Below are 15806 nucleotides of genomic sequence, written 5' to 3' on the forward strand. Positions count from 1 at the left end.
TTTTGCTTACTTATTCATTATTTTGATCTTTCGTTTTTAACTTCAAAAGTTTATATCTCAATTTTTCTCTCTCATCAGGATCTTCAACATCTTTTGAAAGAAATTCAGCCATAAAAGAATTGAAATATTCATTAAATCTTTCCACATAATCTTCTGCAATCTTTGCTAATTTAGAATCGGTATAATTTATCATGGTTCTTAGAGCCAAGTATATCCGATAAAGTAGATTGATATTGTTCTCTTTAAATCCTCTTTCATACAACTTTACTATTTCCTCAGGAATAGAAAGAAAACATTTTAAAATAGACTGTACTATAGGCTCTATAATTCCCTCATGTCCGCTAATCAGATGTCCAACGCCTTCCCAATCAAAGCTTTCTAAAGACTTCATGTTTTTCCATGATCTAACATCAGCCCTACGAAGAAATTCCTTGCTGGAGCCGACTTCATACATTAAATAAAGGTGAAAGGCATATAAAGAGTATTCTTCATTGTCCACTAACCCTAAAGGATATGAAGCGATTTGAGATAGTATTGCGTAAGGAAGAAAATCTGCGACAAACCCACCTTCATCCATATCATCTTCAAAGTTGATTTGGATATGACCTATACCTTCGGAATACATTAGGACTTTAGTCCCGCCTTCGACTTTTTCAAAACGTGGAGGAATTTTTAGAAGTTGTTGTATTAACTCCGAGAATAGATCTACTTCATTCCTTTTTGCTATTTCCATAAGAACACCAGTAGCAACAATATCACAGTATGGAATTGGAGTTACGGTATCTATCAGTAGTTTACATAACTCTTCATGTGATTTGCCCTTACTATTTTCTTGAATCAAAAGATTACTGATTAAAGGAATAGAATGTGTGGCTACTAATTCTTGGAATTTGGGATAGATGACAGTCATCCCGTTCCTGATATCTCTGAATACAACAACCGATGATTTCACCAATGTCTCAAAATCATCTGAAAAAAATCTCTTAAAAGTATTGGTTGTTATAGCTCCACTTCCAGAAGCCATCATACTCAAATCGGCATTACTCTTGCGCAATTCTTCTTCGGCAAAGAAACAGAATACAATTTTATTATATAGATCTTTAATCTGCTTAGTATAAGTCTTATTGGATGAAAAAGCATACAAAAGATTAACATTAGGAACAGCATCTATTTTCGTAAACTTTTCTTTATCCACTTCTCCTTCCTCACGATATAGAGAAATCAAATGCCTTAATATCCTTGGCTCACGATATTCTGGTGTATAGTGTCCTCCATGCTCGATAGCTATTCTATATTCGTCAAAGAGAAGTTGATTAGTCGCATTGTATTCATCATCGTTAAGTTCATCAAGTTGTATCAGCTGACTCAGTTCGCCTATAATTGTTTTATACTGTCTGTTTTCTACATAAGCAACTCTTTTGTAATTAAATTCATCAATTGTATAAAGTGTATGATGATTTACACCCTTGAAAATATCGATTAATTCTATTATTTCACTTTTGATTGCTTCAGGAATATCATTATTAAAATTATCAAGCAATAAGTAAAATTTACCTTCAGGTAAGTCGGTAAGTGAATTTATGAGCCATTCTCGTATTTTATCCTTAGAAATTGATATTTTGGCATTTTGAGTAAAATGATTTGCTAGTTGCTGAAATATAGAATAGTTATGATCACTACAATCAAGATAGAGGAGAAAATCTTTATTACTCTTTACTTTTAGAAAGAATTGATATAGCAAGTTAGTTTTACCGGAAAATGCAGAGCCAATTATACCGACCAGTGCTGAACCTTTTGAAAAATGAGACAATACTTTGGCTATGCTCTGCCTTTCTATAAGAAAATCAGGGGAAATAGATTTTGTAAAATCATCTAGGTCTCCCAACATCCTCCCAAACTTTGTTTCCGTTATCTGGTTGATGACTTTGGAAAAAAGTTCCGGCTCACGATTTAATAGGAGATTAACAGCATTCTTAAAGTCATTTGTGGCGAGGGAAAAGGAATTATTTGTTAGTTTATGGATAAAATCAAAATCAACACTTGTTGTTTCAATTTTTTCTTTTGTGTATGTATTGTAAAATTGGTTATCCAAGCCATTAGAAATTAAGGTTAATGGAGGCATAGGGTGTACAAGCCTTGCATAAGAAATACCTTGTAAGACATCTTCTTCCATAAGTGTCAATTCTTCTCTTTTGAGTTCCAGCAGGATAATATTTTTTCCTTCAATGGTTAAGAGAATGTCGAAGATTGCTCTTGAAGGATAGTTGGATGGTTCTTTTAAATCAACATCAACATTATGATGTCCAAATTTTATGCTGAAAGATTTTTGGTGCTCAACCTTGACTTCTTTGAAAGTGGGAAAAACTGTAGCCAAAACTCTATCTAACCTAGCTTGTAGTGTAGCTTCATTAATTACCATGAATGATTATGTTTTTTATTATTCTCTGTAAGCAACTTATTTAAGAAACAAAAGAATAATCGATTGTTAATTCATAGCGAATTTACGAAAACGTTAGTCTAACCAAGCGGCGTTCTTTTGCTTCTTTTCTTAGGTCGCCAATGTGGTAAAAAAAGAAGTTCCCTAAAACAACGAAAGGGATAATGAATATCCCTCAAATAATGTCGTAACCTGTTTGGTAAAATGTGTTGGAAGGAATGGTGCGTTGGTATCCCATTTTGACAAAGGGGTTGCACCGCTTTGATGCAAAAAGACTGCCCCGACCATCGGGAGGGAGTGTCTTTTTGCCGCCCGATTTTTCAATCAGGCGACTTTTATTGGGTGGGTACGGAAATCCTTCAGGTTGTGAAAAAATCCCCTGTATGGTGTCAATCCGTTACGGAACAAGCCCCATAACAGGGAGCAACCCATCTGCACCAATGATGAATTGATAAACAAATCCTGCTTTTCTAACGCTTCCGCAAGGGAACAGCTTGGCGTATCGTCTTCCAGTTCCGACTGTTTGAGCAACTCGCCAAATTCATCCGTAACCATTGGCAGGCTTGCCACCGTTTCGTATTTCTCGGACTTGGGTTGCTGTATAGTTCCTATTGTAGATAGTATAGCTTGTCCTGTATGTTGGCTGTTGCCAAAATCCAGCCAATAGCGTGGGCGGTTGGAATAGGCTTTGCCGTTGTTCAATCCATTTAATATTTCCGCAATCTCAAACCTTGCTTGTACGCTGTCCACACAAGATATATATATACTTGCTCCTGCGTTTTCGGGCAACCTTTCCTTACTGTCTTTTTCAAATTTCCTTACTTCGGCTTTCCAGTTCGTACCTGCCCAACGATTGATGCGGTTGATAATGGCAACGGACTTGTACAACCCGACCTCACATTCAGCGAAACGCTGTCTGCCTAAATTGGCTTGGGTAATAACATCGTCATCCCAAAGACGTACAAATAATCCTGCGTGTCCTAACTCGATTAGGCTATGGTTCATTTCAAGCAAAGCGGTCATTACTTTTGAGCCTGTGCCACCTGCCCCGATTACGTTTACCGTTATCGGGTTGGTTGGATTTATCAAATAGCTGTCCGTAAAATGGACTTTTAAAATTTCTGTGTTCATTACAATATCGTTTTTATGGTCTTGTTTGTCTTTTTCAATACTTCTTTAGGAAAGGCTTTACCTGTGCTGATAAGGTCTTTCCAAAGGCTTACACAATTCCCTTTTATGGGGTTGTGTTCGTTTACCAAGTGGCTGAAATAGCTATTGAAAAAATAGCTTTGCCACGCCTGTATAAATTCTTCCACCGAAGCCGAATTTTTGATGTTCACATCTACATTTCCCATACATACGTGTCCATCCTCGTACACGTTGAAAAACGGAGCGTGAAACAATGCGGTTTTCTCGGTAGGTCTGCGGTCTTTATCAAGGGCAAAAACAACAAGGCTCTGCTTGTTTGCATACCAAAGCATTGCAGGTACTTGCGCCGTGCCGTTTGGTATTTCAAGACTTTCCGTAAAGTACATTTTGGTTTTTCGTGCTTTGGTATACCAAAGTACCGTACCGTTTTCACTCGGATTAATGTGCAGGACGTCGGTAGGTAGAATGCCGTTAGATTTTAAAAATGCCTTGCTCTTTTCCTTTTCCGTTTTAAGTGCTTTTGCCAATACATTGGCTTCTCGTTCGGTCAAAGGATGGGCGTTGATTGGATTACCGTTCTTATCCATATCAAAATGCTCTACATAGGTGGCTTTACTACTTCCTTTGGTCTGGTAGAAAACCAAAGCCGATAAGGGATGGTAAAGTGTTCCGAAGTCTTGTGTTATATCTTTCATCGCTTGCTGTATCTAATAGTTATTCAGTATGTATATCAATTCCTCAATTAAGGCAAAAACACGGTTTTCAAATTCAAGGGTATTGGCGGTAATATCACTACCATCAAACCGTTTCACAATGGTGGGTTCTTCCATCTGTCCATATTCCTGCAACTCGGTGTTAACGCTGTCGAAAAGTGTTTGAAACAGAATGCCTTTTGCATCGGCACAAAAGGAAACATACTTTTCCATCCCTATAATGTTTTCCATATCTTCTTCGTTAGCTTCTCCGTTTGGCAGGGCATTGCGGTTTATGGTGGCAGTCGGGAATTGTCCATACAGGGCAAAGGCTTCGCTTGCCAGTTTGTAACAATCTTGGTCAAAGCTGTCTTTGATTTTAAAGGCATTTAAACGCTCTCTAAATCGGCTCAAATTCTGCCCGTTGTAAATCTTCTGTTCCATACGTTCGCCTATCTGTTCTGCTTGCCTAATCTCGTTTAAATAGGTTGGTGTGTCCTCGTTCTCATCATCGCATACAATCCACTCTGTTACCATTTCATACGTCCAATACAGGTAACTGCTTTCCTGCCGATAATAGGGAACATCTGCAATATGGTACAGGTAGGCACACACGGACTGCAATAGATGTACGACTTGCTTACGGTTGGGGTTCTTGGATAGCCGGTACAACGGTACTACAGGAATGTAATACAGGGTCCCACCTGTACTGTACCGTTCCTCGCTCACGAAATAAGTTTTCTTACTATCCTGTATCAAACGTATTTCTTCCCAATCACGAAACCTTTTCCTTAACTGTTCTTCTGCATCATCAAAAGCCAAAGCGATATTGTAGGGATAGCCGTATCGCCTGGACTGCATAGGTTGTATGCCGTAATGTCGTGCAAGTTTGGAAAGGGACTGGTAAAAATCGCTCTCCGTTTTTTCAGATTCCTTACAAGCCTGTGCCGTTTCCGCTTCTTGCAGTTTCGGGAGGAATGAACATCTTAGAAAACCATTGGTAGCATGGCTATCGGTACGGCTTTCAATTTGTCTTTCCGTATCTCGTTTGCTTCCTTTGGTCTTTGCATCCAGTCTGCGAACTCGCCCAACTGTTTGTGCAAAGTCCGCTGTTTGGGTTGCTGTGGGGTTTTGATAGTCCCCGATATGATGTTGCGTTGCATAGTTCATCGTTTTTGCTTTTTGGTTTAACCTTTAGTTCCCATTACACTCTCAAATCGGTACTGCACTGTATCGTCACGGATAACAGGGGCAGATACTTTTGCGGTGGTCAGTATCGGGTAAGAATTTGCATAGAAATTCATCACGGCTTCCACGCTCCATTTTGGTTCGGGGTCGGTCAGTTTTATTTGCTGTCCTTTATCGTTAAGTATAAATACTCTTTCTAATTGCGTTGCTAATAACATGGTTTGAATTTTGGCGTTAAACAATTTGTTCCTGTTCTGCTCCGAAAAGGCTCGGTGTTGAAAATTTTGCGGATAGTTCACCTTTGCGTTTACGTATCTCGTCTGCTTTTTCGGGAAACTCTGTTATATCGGGTACTTTCATCCACGCATCACGGAACTTGCCCTCTTTCTCCAGTTCTTCAGCCTTTGCCATTCCATCTTTGAATTTTTTGTCTTTGGCTTCCTGCTCCTTCTTCTGCTTATCGGCTTTCTCTTTCTCCATTGCGGAATTTTTTTTGACTTCCTCCAATTGTATCATAAATGCTTCCATATCTACCATTAAGCCCGAAGCCTTTTGTATAGGCGTGGTTATCTGCTCAAAAAATCCCTCGTCAAACTCCTGCGGAGTGGCGTTAAAGGTCAAAGGGGGGATAAGGTTTTTGGCGTTATCTCCGCACCCTTCGTTATTGAGCAAAACCGATACAATAAGGTTACTGTCATTGCCTTTTGCTATTGTCAGTTGTAGATTACCTGTAAAATCCAACTGTGCTATTTGATTGAAAAAATTTGCGTTCATCGTTCTTAAATTTTAATTGTCGTCTAATCTTTTTTTGATTGCTGTCAGTTCTCGTACATATCCGTCCAGTAGGCTTTTTGCCGTTTGTCAAACTCGGAGAAACTCTTATCCTCGTGTCGGCATTCTTTATATGGCCTTGCCATTTTTATGGCTTCTCTAAGGTTTGTTACCTCGATAGGGCAACCGTTCAAATCTGTTACTTGCATCATATTATGAGGTCATTTTTCGGCGGTATAAACTCCATTTTCATAGTAGCCTATCAGCCGTTCCCAAAGCCGTATTAAACTGTCCGTATCTACATAGAAATACTCGCTTCTACTGCAATAAATGATGTATATGGCTTCATTCTTATGTTGTGTTTCAAGGCTTTTATCTTTAGCCATACTTTTCGCTTCGTCTATTGATTTTGATTTCATCACCATATTTTTTAGTAGGCTACCACCGTTTAAGGCGGTAGCCTTTAGTTATTTAATTAAGGTTTAGAATTTCTGCTCCGTCTGTTGCAAATGAGGTGCATAGTTCAAAAGCCTTTTGGGTTTTTAACTGTGCAGTACCGCCCATTACAATACTTTGCAACTTGGCTTCATCATTCTTATAGTTGCGTACATTCTGATAGTAGCCTGTAACAGCGTTGTAAGCCCCGAACAATGTGCCTTTAGTGGTGTCCATTTGCTGTGTATCGCTTACCATTGCGTATGCAAAGGCATCCTCTACGGTATTTTTGAACAGCGTGGAAACTTCATCCTCTGCACCTTTTTTAAGCAAATCAAATGTTTCCTTGTTCGGGCAAAGTGCCAATTGGATTAGCTTTCTTACTTCTCTGTCTGTTACTTTTACCTTAGCCCACTCGTTAAAAATGCCTTCTAACTGGTTGCTTAGGGTGTCTGCCAAGCCCATAACCTTGTGAGCGTTTTCCAAACGTTGTTTTGCTCCCGAAGTATGCTTGATGCGTACAACATTGCTCATATTGCGAAGCGAAGCGTTAAGGGTATTTTGGCATACAATCCTGATAGGTGTAAATGCTGCGGTAATGCTTCCGCTACCATCGTGCGAAGTCGTGAGGAAGATATATTTCTCTGTTACGTCATCGCCATTGCCTACACGGATATAGTCAGGAAGTTTTGCGGTTATGAATATGCGTTCCCCATTACCTAATGCTCCTGCGGTTTCATACAGGATACCCTCGTCACCTCCCACGATAGCGTCAAAGAAATTGAAGGCTTCACGGTTTTGTACAATGTGATAGTCTTTGCCCACCACACCCAATACAGCATTGTTATCGGTGCGTATGTTGGCGAAATAGTTGGGTACTTCCAGTTCGCTACTGCCTATCTCTATGCCGTTTGCGGTTTCGATTATTCCCGAACCTTTGGTAAACAGTGGAGATTTTACGACTTCATAATCTAACCCTGCATATTTGATAGCTTCCTCGCTTGTCGGGTATTGCTCCACGATTTGCCCCAAACCGTGCCATGCTTTTTGTTGTACGCTAAAGAATGAATAACGTCCTGTTCTCTCGTTGAAATTGATATTATGTGCCATGATGCTTAAAATTTTGATGTTGAAAAATGATTAATGCTCTTTGTTAAAATGGGAGGTCGTCCTCTGTGCCTTGCCCTGTTGTAGTGTTGCTTCCTGTTTGTGCGGTAGCCTGTACGGTTTCCGATTTCTTGCCACCTCCGTGCAGTTTGATGTTTGAGGTATGGAAATTCAGCCCTGCGTGTGCTTCTCCGTCATTGCCAGTCCACGCCCTTGCACTTACCCTGCCTGTCAGCTCTACCAATGTGCCTTCGGTGAGTATCTTCGCTACGTTGGGGCTTATCCAGTATGAGCAGTCGAAGTAGGTTGTTTGCTCTATGCGTTCGCCATGTTTGTTACGATAGCTGTCGTTGGTCGCTATCGAAAAGTTTACTACTTGTTTGTCCTGTGACGTTGTGCGTACTTCCGCATCCCTTGTCAGTCTTCCTGTGATGTTCATGATTTCTACTTTTTTGCGTTATGAAATTTGTTCTGATTTGATTTTTTTAGATTTATTCGGTAATGAGAGGAGGTGCTGAAGTTTCGTTTCACTCTGTTACCGTTTTCAGTGCTGTATTTTTCCATTACTGACATTTTTTTTATTCGTCTAAAGAGCCGGAGTATGCTTTGTTTCGTTTCACGAGCATAAAAGGTTAGTGTTTAGCAGGAACAAGGTTTTGCCAAACAAATACGACCCGCATGGGTGGAGATTTTTTGGCAAACCCAAGGGGCATGACCTTGTTCCTGGGTTAAGAACACGATCATACCTTTGCTCTTGAAATGGAACAAAAGCGGCATACTGGCTCTTGAATAAAAACCATGTGGAAGCAGGTGGAAAATGCATTAGGAAGCGGTCCTGTGTGATTACAAAATCTGCATTCAGTTGTAACAGAATTTTTTAAAGACCTTTTATTGTTTCAAAGTATCGTAGCTTGGGAAGCCACGTAAACGATACTGAAAATGTAGTTGAGCAGTAGAAGGGAAGATTTTTTGTATGGTTTATCAACAAATCCTGTCAAAGCTCTTTTATAGCGATGGATTTTTGGGGAGCAAATAAATGTGCTTTAAGGATTCAGTATGGACATAAAAAAACCGAGGCTTAATTACCTCGGCTATTTATTAAGTTATATATAATTTATTCGGTGACGTTGAAAAGTTTAGCCATATAAGCTACTGTAAACTCAAAAACCTCTTGTTTTGAATATTTAATCAAGTTGTTTTCATCACCATTAATAAGGCTGTGTATGTACCTTTCTTTCTGGAGCACCGGAGCATCGACACCGAATAGCTTCCTCCAGAACATATCGAACATATCCCGATAGTATTGTATCGTCTTCTTAACCTTTTCATTTACGATTACACTATTTAGGAAAACCTTTCTTGTTGCATTGTCAAATATTTTGAAATTAAAAACTTGCTCATTGATGTTTATGGCAGCTGCAAAATTATCTTGTTCATTTAACCCATGAAAAGGAAGAAATTTGACAGCTTCTTCATTCTCATAGACCTGTATAATGAAATCATTCATAAAGACAATAAATGGGTTTTTATCATTAGTAAATCCAATGTAGTTTTCTGTGTAAGTAGCGTTTCCTCCAACAGTTTGTAGATAGGTAATACTAAGAGGTATAGATGTATCGCCGTTTTTTTCTAATATATTTAAACGTAACTTCTCTAAAAAATCCGAAGGAAAATTCAAGATATCTTCACAGATAGCACTCCTATAGAGCTGTATGTAAAAGAAATTTCTGATTGTAACGACATCTTCTTCAGTGACCACAGAAATGCCCGAAAGATCACTCTGCCTGAAACGAGGCAATATTCTCTCTATAAAAGGGGTTTCTATCTCGGTAAAAAGTTTTTCACACTCACTACAAAATACATAATCAACGGAAAATGGAATAGATTTGGCATTTTCAATTTCTTCATCTGTAGGTTTTCTTCCGATGGTGCCTTCCAAAGTTAATTCATCAAGTCGCTGAAAATTGAAATCAATGAACGAATTGGTATTATCCAAGGCAAAGTACAGACCTTTTTCACGTTCATTTGTTCCGTCCAAATTCAGACAGGTACGGATTATTGCATCAGTAAGATAGTGCGTATTCTTTTTGTTTGCTTCGCGTTCAAGACATAGTTTACATAAGGACATAGTTTGGTTTTCATAGGATTGTTATAAGTAAATTTAAAAAAGAATTTCTTAAAAATGCCTGGTTTATTGAAACAAAGAAAAGCAGGATTTAACCCTGCTTATAGTTTTAAAAGCAATAAATATCAGGAAGCAACCTCTTCTTCAATATCAATAAATGCTGCTTCCATTCCAGCGAATTTATGTGAAACCAAATCCATATCCTTGCTAATTTTTTGGCTTGTAATCTTGGCATAAATCTGTGTGGTGGAAATATTTTTATGACCCATCATTCTGCTAAGACTTTCTAGTGGTACACCTTCGGTCAGGAACATGGTAGCAAATGTGTGGCGTGCAGTATGAAAGGTTACTTTCTGTTCTGTAGCAATTTCTGCTTCTTCTATCATTTTCTTTACGTGGCTATTGCAGGTAGCATTGGAAGGAACAGGAAAAACATAATTACTACGTGTAACTCCCCTGTATTTTTCAATTATACGCTTCGGAATTTCCAATAGGCGGACGTTTGAAGCAATATCTGATTTTTTTCTTCTGCTGATGATCCATTGGTGTCCATCAAAAAATGACTGTATATTGCTCCATTTCAGCTTTTGAATATCAATATAAGAAAGCCCTGTAAAGCAACTGAAAATGAAAATATCTTTTACAAATTCATATTTTTTCTTAGACGGTTTTAAAAGCATTAGCTTTTCTACATTCTCCTTTAAAAGATAGCTACGATCAGTTTCTTCCATACTGATTTCGTAATCTTCAAAAGGGTTTTGGCGTATAAGACCTTTTTTAATCGCAAGATCAGCCAAAGCAATAACCGGCATGGTATAAACCCAAACCGTATTATGTGTACATTCTTTATCTATTCGTAGAAAGAAATCGAACTCCCGGATAAAGTCTGAGGTAAGTTCCCGAAATGCCAAATCTTCCCTGTGATAGCGTTCCCTGATAAATTCATTAAGATGGTTGTATACAGTCTTGTATTTATTGTAAGTATTCTGAGAACGTTTTCCTTTACTGACCATCCTTTCAAAATCCTCATTCTGATCTTTAAATACTTTAAGGATGGCATCATCCATTACACCAACCCCTAAAAAGGACAGCTTTACTTTTTGTGCAGTTGCAAAGCCTTCATCCTTGAGCATATCATCGTAAATCTTGTTGATACGCACCCGAATATTGTCCAATTTGAGATTGGTACTCAGGGCCTGGGCACTTTTACCTAAAACTCTTCCGTGCTTTAAATCCCAATTATTGGGGTTAATGTCCAGTTTGGTACTAAAGGATTTTGGTATTCCGTCAATAGTGATACGTCCCATAACAGGTACGTTCCCGTTCTTCTTAGGTTCATTCTTCTTCAGGTAGAAAAGCAGCTTGAACGTGGATCTTTTCTCTTGTTCCATAACTCAATTGTTTAACGTATAAAATTAACTTTCATTGAGTTACAAGGGAATATGAAAAGCGGTGCAAATAACTGAAATATAGATTATTATACTATCAGTCGATTCGTTGTATTCAGTAACGATTTAGTAACCTAACCTTGCCATTTTAAGCCCAAAACCTGTCGGACACCTACTTCCAAATTTTGCCTCACGTTTTATAAACCACTGTATATGAACGGTCTTAACCGTTTTGCTTAATTTTGCTTTCCTCTAATATTTTTTGAAAAAAAAGAAAAGGATTTTCATTTCCATCGGGGCTAAAGGAAAACTTTCGGCATTTTTTAATCGCCCGAAAAAAAACTTCCACATAAATCCTTATCTTGCCGTAAAACCAATTCACACATGAAAAAAATAATAACCATTCTCTTTTTAGCCGTTACCGTTTTCGCTTGTACTTCAGACAAAACCGAACTCGTAAACATCAAAAACCAATATTCAGTTGAAGTGCCGGCATTTTTAAGCAAAGCCAATAATCTGCATGAAGACGCTTCACTGCAATATCAAAATGCTTTGCGAGAATTTTACGTGGTAGTCATCGACGAACCAAAATCAGAATTTGAAGCCGCCGTTGCCGAAACAGAATTTTCCGGAGATTTAGAAGGTTACACTAATATTTTGCACACCAGTTTAAAACAATCACTTGGAGAAGCCAATTTTTCCGACATCAAATCGGTGCGAATCAACGGTCTCAACGCCCGAAAATTTACTTTCGAAGGCACTCTGGAAAATCTTCCCGTAGTGTACCAAGCTGCTTACATCGAAGGGGAGTCACATTTTTACCAAATTGTATCGTGGACTTTGCAGGAAAACAAAGAAAAGTACAAAGACCACATGCACAAAATTATTGAATCTTTCAAAGAAACAAGTAGTAGCCGTTCGGTGAAATAAAAACAAAACGGGCTGTCTCGATAAAAGACAGCCCGTTTCTTCATGATGATAAAGTTAAAATCATTTAATTTCTGTTCGCAACAGCGGTATTTTGCCAGTTTTTTACATCGGTAATTCGGCTTGAGTTGTAATCTACTTCCGCCAATTTAGCATTATTCCAGAAAAACCATTTCCCTGATTTTTGGCCATTTTCATATTCGCCCATCGCCATTTTATGTCCGTTGAGGTCATACGAAGTCCACTTTCCGTGTAGTTTTCCATCTTTGTAAAAACCGGTTTGTTTCACTTGTCCATTTTCATGGAAATAAGTTGCTTTTACAGTATTATCGTTTACAATTTCGTATTTGTGGTCAGTACTTTGTGCAAATGTTAATCCAGAAAGGCAAAGTGCCAAAGAGAGCAAAATCTTTTTCATAATCAATCTTTTAAGGTTAATAGCTTCAGACAAATATACAAATTATTTACAATAAACAAACAATCGCTTAACAATTTAGTAACATTGAGAACTTGAATATAATTCCAATAAAAAAATTGCTTCTCCTGTTCGCTAATAACTCGAGTCCAAATTCCAGAGCAAAAACGTTGACTCCAAACGAAAACTTCCGAACTTCTCACTAAAAACGACTATGAAATCTGCAAACGCACAACCAGCACTCGCGTTAGGGATTGAAGCGGCATCCTTTTATGAAGTCCCGACACTTCGGGACGGAACAAAAGATAAAGCGAATCCCGAAGCTTCGGGACGACCCGATTTTGCAGAATTTTTCTTTTTTGCAATGGATTTGTAAATCGGGGAACGCCCAAAAAAAATCCGCTCATTGCTGAACGGATTGTGTATTACTCGAATTGTAAGGCTAAGGGAAACATAAATGCGGTTCGAACGGGCTTGTCTTGATAGTAACCGGGTTTCCATTTAGGCGAAAGCGCAAAGATACGTTTGATTTCATCGTTGATGCCAAAACCGGGGTCTTGGTTGAGTTTGACATTCGTTAAACTGCCGTCTTTTTCGACTACGAAGTTGATGACAAATCTAACGGATTGGGTCAGTTCGTCGGGGAACGTAAAATTGTTCATAACAAATTCGCCAAATTTTTGCAAACCTCCGGGAAATTCTGGCAGTTGGTCAATTGCTTTATAGATGTGGTTTTCCGGAAGATTCTCAGCTTTTGGCAATTTTTCTTTGGCCGGAACGACATCATATACTTTTTCTTGTGCGTGTACTTTCGTGAAATGTAGGGCGGATATTAAGATGCTTAAGGCGATTATTTTTTTCATTTTATTTTTTGAACCAAATTAGAAATGTTGAACTGCATTTTCATTTCTCTTACTGTTGCTACAGGATTTCCGTTTGCGTCTTTTGCTGCGGTAAATTTATTTTTAACGCGTTTTAATGCTTCGAAGGCGTTCTTCACGGAACCGTAACCGGGATCTGAAATTACTTTCATGTCCGAAATTGAGTTGTCTGCGTTTACCACAAACGTAATTAGCAACGTACCTTTTAGACGATTGTCGTCGGGCATGCGGTAATTTTTCATAAGGTAAGTCGCGAATTTACTCCAATCGCCACCGTCGAAACCTGCTTCGGTTACTACCACTTTATTTTCAAGCGGAGTTTCTGAATTAACATTTTCTTGAGCGAATCCAGAAAGCGAAATCGCAAGAATGAGAAGTAATGAGAAGACAATTTTTTTCATTTTCCTATTTTGAAAGTTCTACAAAATATTTGTAAAACAACGGAATGGTTTCGATTCCTTTTAAATAATTGAACACGCCGAAGTGTTCGTTTGGTGAGTGAATGGCATCTGAATCTAAGCCAAATCCCATTAAAATTGTTTTGGATTGTAGTTCTTTTTCGAACAAAGCCACAATGGGAATACTTCCTCCGGAACGAACCGGAATTGGTTGTACGCCAAAACTTTCGTTGTATGCTTTTGCGGCCGCTTGATAACCGATGTTGTCTATTGGAGTTACATATCCTTGACCTCCATGATGTGGTTTTACTTTTACGGTCACACCACTTGGAGCAATACTTTCGAAATGTTTGGTGAACAATTCTGTGATTTCGTGCCAATCTTGGTTGGGAACCAATCGCATCGAAATTTTGGCGAAAGCCTTACTGGCAATCACGGTTTTGGCACCTTCTCCAGTGTAACCACCCCAAATTCCGTTGACATCTAAAGTGGGACGAATGGAATTTCTTTCGTTTGTAGAATAACCTTTTTCGCCGTAAATGTCGTTTAGGTCTAATGATTTTTTGTAAGCTTCTAAAGAAAACGGCGCTTTTGCCATTTCGGCTCTTTCCGCATCCGAAAGCTCTTCAACTTTGTCATAAAATCCTGGAATCGTAATATGGTTGTTTTCGTCGTGAAGAGATGCAATCATTTTTGCCAAAATATTTATTGGGTTGGCAACAGCTCCACCGTATAAACCTGAATGTAAATCGCGATTTGGACCTGTAACTTCCACTTCTACGTAACTTAAACCACGTAATCCTGTGGTGATTGATGGTTGGGTATTTGAAATCATTCCGGTATCGGAAATTAAAATGACGTCATTTTTTAATTTTTCTTGATTTCTTTCCACAAACCAGCTCAAGCTAGACGATCCTACTTCTTCTTCGCCTTCAATCATAAATTTTACGTTACACGGAAGATTGTTTGTTTGCACCATGTATTCCAAAGCTTTCACGTGCATATACATCTGGCCTTTGTCATCGCAAGCGCCACGGGCGAAAATGGCGCCTTCGGGATGCAAATCTGTTTTTTTAATTACGGGCTCAAATGGTGGCGAAGTCCACAAATCCATTGGATCTGGCGGTTGCACATCGTAATGTCCATAAACCAAAACTGTCGGCAAATTTTTGTCGATTATTTTTTCGCCATAAACGATTGGGTAACCGGGAGTTTCGCAAATTTCTACAAAATCACAGCCTGCTTTTTCAAGGCTTTCTTTCACAGCGTTTGCGGTGTCAATTACATCCTGAGAATAGGCAGAATCTGCACTAACGGATGGAATTTTTAGCAATTCAATTAACTCGTTTAAAAAACGGTCTTTGTTTTTTTCTATATAATTTTTAATATCGTTCATGTACAAAAATTTGAAATGTGTTTGCCAAAAATACAAAAAAGAATATTTTAATTTTTTTTAAAATTTTTATTTGAAAGTTCAAAACTATGACTATATTTGCACCTCGATAGCAACAGCAGTTGTTTTCAAAGGTCTACTGCGGATATGGTGAAATTGGTAGACACGCCAGACTTAGGATCTGGTGCCGCAAGGTGTGTAGGTTCGAGTCCTATTATCCGCACAAAAAGCTTCTCAATTTTGAGGAGCTTTTTTTTTGGAGAAAAATTTGTTTAGGTTCCTCCGAAGCGTCGGAGCTATTATCTGCAAGAAAAGTTTCTCAGTTTGAGGAGCTTTTTTTTTGGACAAGACATACCAAAAAAAAGCCCCCGATTATAGACTGCACCCAAAAGTTTAGACAAATTTACAATTAAATTTGATAATGGTGAGCTCGATATTTTATCGGGCTCATTTTGTTTAAATTCGACTTTATTCTATCGTTGTTATAATAGGTTATGTAG

Annotated in this window: 18 protein-coding genes and 1 tRNA gene; 3 read left to right on the plus strand and 16 right to left on the minus strand. The window is 38.4% G+C overall.

The window, feature by feature from the left end:
* Window positions 1–10: 10 nt before the first annotated feature.
* From GV828_RS10545 to GV828_RS10595, 11 genes are all read right to left on the minus strand, one after another.
* Window positions 11–2419 carry an NACHT domain-containing protein gene (locus GV828_RS10545; protein ID WP_166537463.1) on the minus strand — a complete coding sequence of 803 codons (2409 nt, stop codon included), beginning with the start codon at window positions 2417–2419 and terminating at the stop codon, window positions 11–13.
* 342 nt (window positions 2420–2761) lie between these two features.
* Window positions 2762–3568, minus strand: a complete 807-nt coding sequence (locus tag GV828_RS10550) for a PRTRC system ThiF family protein (protein ID WP_166537464.1) — start codon at window positions 3566–3568, stop codon at window positions 2762–2764.
* Window positions 3568–4281 (minus strand): PRTRC system protein B, encoded by a 714-nt coding sequence (locus tag GV828_RS10555; RefSeq protein WP_166537465.1) that lies wholly within the window; start codon window positions 4279–4281, stop codon window positions 3568–3570. The genes GV828_RS10550 and GV828_RS10555 overlap by 1 nt, the downstream gene beginning before the upstream one ends.
* A 12-nt stretch (window positions 4282–4293) precedes the next feature.
* Window positions 4294–5448, minus strand: coding sequence for a hypothetical protein (locus tag GV828_RS10560; protein ID WP_166537466.1), 1155 nt, complete (start codon window positions 5446–5448; stop codon window positions 4294–4296).
* A 17-nt stretch (window positions 5449–5465) separates the two neighbouring features.
* Window positions 5466–5684 (minus strand): PRTRC system protein C, encoded by a 219-nt coding sequence (locus GV828_RS10565; protein ID WP_013406998.1) that lies wholly within the window; start codon window positions 5682–5684, stop codon window positions 5466–5468.
* A 16-nt stretch (window positions 5685–5700) separates the two neighbouring features.
* Window positions 5701–6240, minus strand: coding sequence for a PRTRC system protein E (locus tag GV828_RS10570; protein WP_166537467.1), 540 nt, complete (start codon window positions 6238–6240; stop codon window positions 5701–5703).
* A gap of 218 nt (window positions 6241–6458) precedes the next feature.
* Window positions 6459–6656, minus strand: a complete 198-nt coding sequence (locus GV828_RS10575) for a DNA-binding protein (protein ID WP_166537468.1) — start codon at window positions 6654–6656, stop codon at window positions 6459–6461.
* A 52-nt stretch (window positions 6657–6708) separates the two neighbouring features.
* The gene (locus GV828_RS10580) at window positions 6709–7782 is read right to left on the minus strand and encodes a DUF932 domain-containing protein (protein WP_166537469.1); all 1074 of its coding nucleotides are present in this window, start codon (window positions 7780–7782) and stop codon (window positions 6709–6711) included.
* Between the two features lie 43 nt (window positions 7783–7825).
* The gene (locus GV828_RS10585; protein ID WP_166537470.1) at window positions 7826–8218 is read right to left on the minus strand and encodes a single-stranded DNA-binding protein; all 393 of its coding nucleotides are present in this window, start codon (window positions 8216–8218) and stop codon (window positions 7826–7828) included.
* A gap of 675 nt (window positions 8219–8893) precedes the next feature.
* The gene (locus tag GV828_RS10590) at window positions 8894–9907 is read right to left on the minus strand and encodes a hypothetical protein (protein WP_166537471.1); all 1014 of its coding nucleotides are present in this window, start codon (window positions 9905–9907) and stop codon (window positions 8894–8896) included.
* 122 nt (window positions 9908–10029) lie between these two features.
* Window positions 10030–11295, minus strand: coding sequence for a site-specific integrase (locus tag GV828_RS10595; RefSeq protein ID WP_166537472.1), 1266 nt, complete (start codon window positions 11293–11295; stop codon window positions 10030–10032).
* Between the two features lie 381 nt (window positions 11296–11676).
* On the opposite strand from GV828_RS10595, the gene GV828_RS10600 reads away from it, so the two are divergent.
* Window positions 11677–12222, plus strand: coding sequence for a hypothetical protein (locus GV828_RS10600; RefSeq protein WP_166537473.1), 546 nt, complete (start codon window positions 11677–11679; stop codon window positions 12220–12222).
* Between the two features lie 64 nt (window positions 12223–12286).
* Here GV828_RS10600 and GV828_RS10605 read toward each other — a convergent pair whose 3' ends face one another.
* On the minus strand, window positions 12287–12637 hold the full coding sequence (locus GV828_RS10605) for a toxin-antitoxin system YwqK family antitoxin (RefSeq protein ID WP_166537474.1): 351 nt from the start codon (window positions 12635–12637) through the stop codon (window positions 12287–12289).
* Between the two features lie 211 nt (window positions 12638–12848).
* Between GV828_RS10605 and GV828_RS10610 the strand changes: the two genes are divergently transcribed.
* Window positions 12849–13010 carry a hypothetical protein gene (locus GV828_RS10610; protein WP_166537475.1) on the plus strand — a complete coding sequence of 54 codons (162 nt, stop codon included), beginning with the start codon at window positions 12849–12851 and terminating at the stop codon, window positions 13008–13010.
* 49 nt (window positions 13011–13059) lie between these two features.
* On the opposite strand, the gene GV828_RS10615 is transcribed toward GV828_RS10610, so the two are convergent.
* The 3 genes from GV828_RS10615 to GV828_RS10625 are packed head-to-tail and all read right to left on the minus strand — an operon-like array spanning window position 13060 to window position 15309.
* Window positions 13060–13497 (minus strand): energy transducer TonB, encoded by a 438-nt coding sequence (locus GV828_RS10615; RefSeq protein ID WP_166537476.1) that lies wholly within the window; start codon window positions 13495–13497, stop codon window positions 13060–13062.
* Window positions 13494–13916, minus strand: a complete 423-nt coding sequence (locus tag GV828_RS10620) for an energy transducer TonB (protein WP_166537477.1) — start codon at window positions 13914–13916, stop codon at window positions 13494–13496. Before GV828_RS10620 ends, GV828_RS10615 begins: the two co-directional genes overlap by 4 nt.
* 4 nt (window positions 13917–13920) lie before the next feature.
* Entirely contained in the window at window positions 13921–15309 is a 1389-nt protein-coding gene (locus tag GV828_RS10625) for a dipeptidase (RefSeq protein ID WP_166537478.1), read from the minus strand.
* Between the two features lie 138 nt (window positions 15310–15447).
* Between GV828_RS10625 and GV828_RS10630 the strand changes: the two genes are divergently transcribed.
* Window positions 15448–15529 (plus strand) — tRNA-Leu (locus GV828_RS10630).
* Window positions 15530–15715: 186 nt separating this feature from the next.
* On the opposite strand, the gene GV828_RS13330 is transcribed toward GV828_RS10630, so the two are convergent.
* The gene (locus tag GV828_RS13330) at window positions 15716–15802 is read right to left on the minus strand and encodes an IS3 family transposase (protein ID WP_394350645.1); all 87 of its coding nucleotides are present in this window, start codon (window positions 15800–15802) and stop codon (window positions 15716–15718) included.
* Window positions 15803–15806: the final 4 nt, after the last annotated feature.

The organism is Flavobacterium ichthyis (assembly GCF_009915155.1).
GTDB lineage: Bacteria > Bacteroidota > Bacteroidia > Flavobacteriales > Flavobacteriaceae > Flavobacterium > Flavobacterium ichthyis.

Coding starts and splice junctions, on each gene's coding strand:
- GV828_RS10550 (WP_166537464.1), bottom strand. CDS start 3,568: ATGAACACAGAAATTTTAAAAGTCCATTTTACGGACAGCTATTTGATA.
- GV828_RS10595 (WP_166537472.1), bottom strand. CDS start 11,295: ATGGAACAAGAGAAAAGATCCACGTTCAAGCTGCTTTTCTACCTGAAG.
- GV828_RS10575 (WP_166537468.1), bottom strand. CDS start 6,656: ATGAAATCAAAATCAATAGACGAAGCGAAAAGTATGGCTAAAGATAAA.
- GV828_RS10565 (WP_013406998.1), bottom strand. CDS start 5,684: ATGTTATTAGCAACGCAATTAGAAAGAGTATTTATACTTAACGATAAA.
- GV828_RS10560 (WP_166537466.1), bottom strand. CDS start 5,448: ATGAACTATGCAACGCAACATCATATCGGGGACTATCAAAACCCCACA.
- GV828_RS10545 (WP_166537463.1), bottom strand. CDS start 2,419: ATGGTAATTAATGAAGCTACACTACAAGCTAGGTTAGATAGAGTTTTG.
- GV828_RS10600 (WP_166537473.1), top strand. CDS start 11,677: ATGAAAAAAATAATAACCATTCTCTTTTTAGCCGTTACCGTTTTCGCT.
- GV828_RS10580 (WP_166537469.1), bottom strand. CDS start 7,782: ATGGCACATAATATCAATTTCAACGAGAGAACAGGACGTTATTCATTC.
- GV828_RS10555 (WP_166537465.1), bottom strand. CDS start 4,281: ATGAAAGATATAACACAAGACTTCGGAACACTTTACCATCCCTTATCG.
- GV828_RS10615 (WP_166537476.1), bottom strand. CDS start 13,497: ATGAAAAAAATAATCGCCTTAAGCATCTTAATATCCGCCCTACATTTC.
- GV828_RS10625 (WP_166537478.1), bottom strand. CDS start 15,309: ATGAACGATATTAAAAATTATATAGAAAAAAACAAAGACCGTTTTTTA.
- GV828_RS10610 (WP_166537475.1), top strand. CDS start 12,849: ATGAAATCTGCAAACGCACAACCAGCACTCGCGTTAGGGATTGAAGCG.
- GV828_RS10590 (WP_166537471.1), bottom strand. CDS start 9,907: ATGTCCTTATGTAAACTATGTCTTGAACGCGAAGCAAACAAAAAGAAT.
- GV828_RS10620 (WP_166537477.1), bottom strand. CDS start 13,916: ATGAAAAAAATTGTCTTCTCATTACTTCTCATTCTTGCGATTTCGCTT.
- GV828_RS10585 (WP_166537470.1), bottom strand. CDS start 8,218: ATGAACATCACAGGAAGACTGACAAGGGATGCGGAAGTACGCACAACG.
- GV828_RS10570 (WP_166537467.1), bottom strand. CDS start 6,240: ATGAACGCAAATTTTTTCAATCAAATAGCACAGTTGGATTTTACAGGT.
- GV828_RS10605 (WP_166537474.1), bottom strand. CDS start 12,637: ATGAAAAAGATTTTGCTCTCTTTGGCACTTTGCCTTTCTGGATTAACA.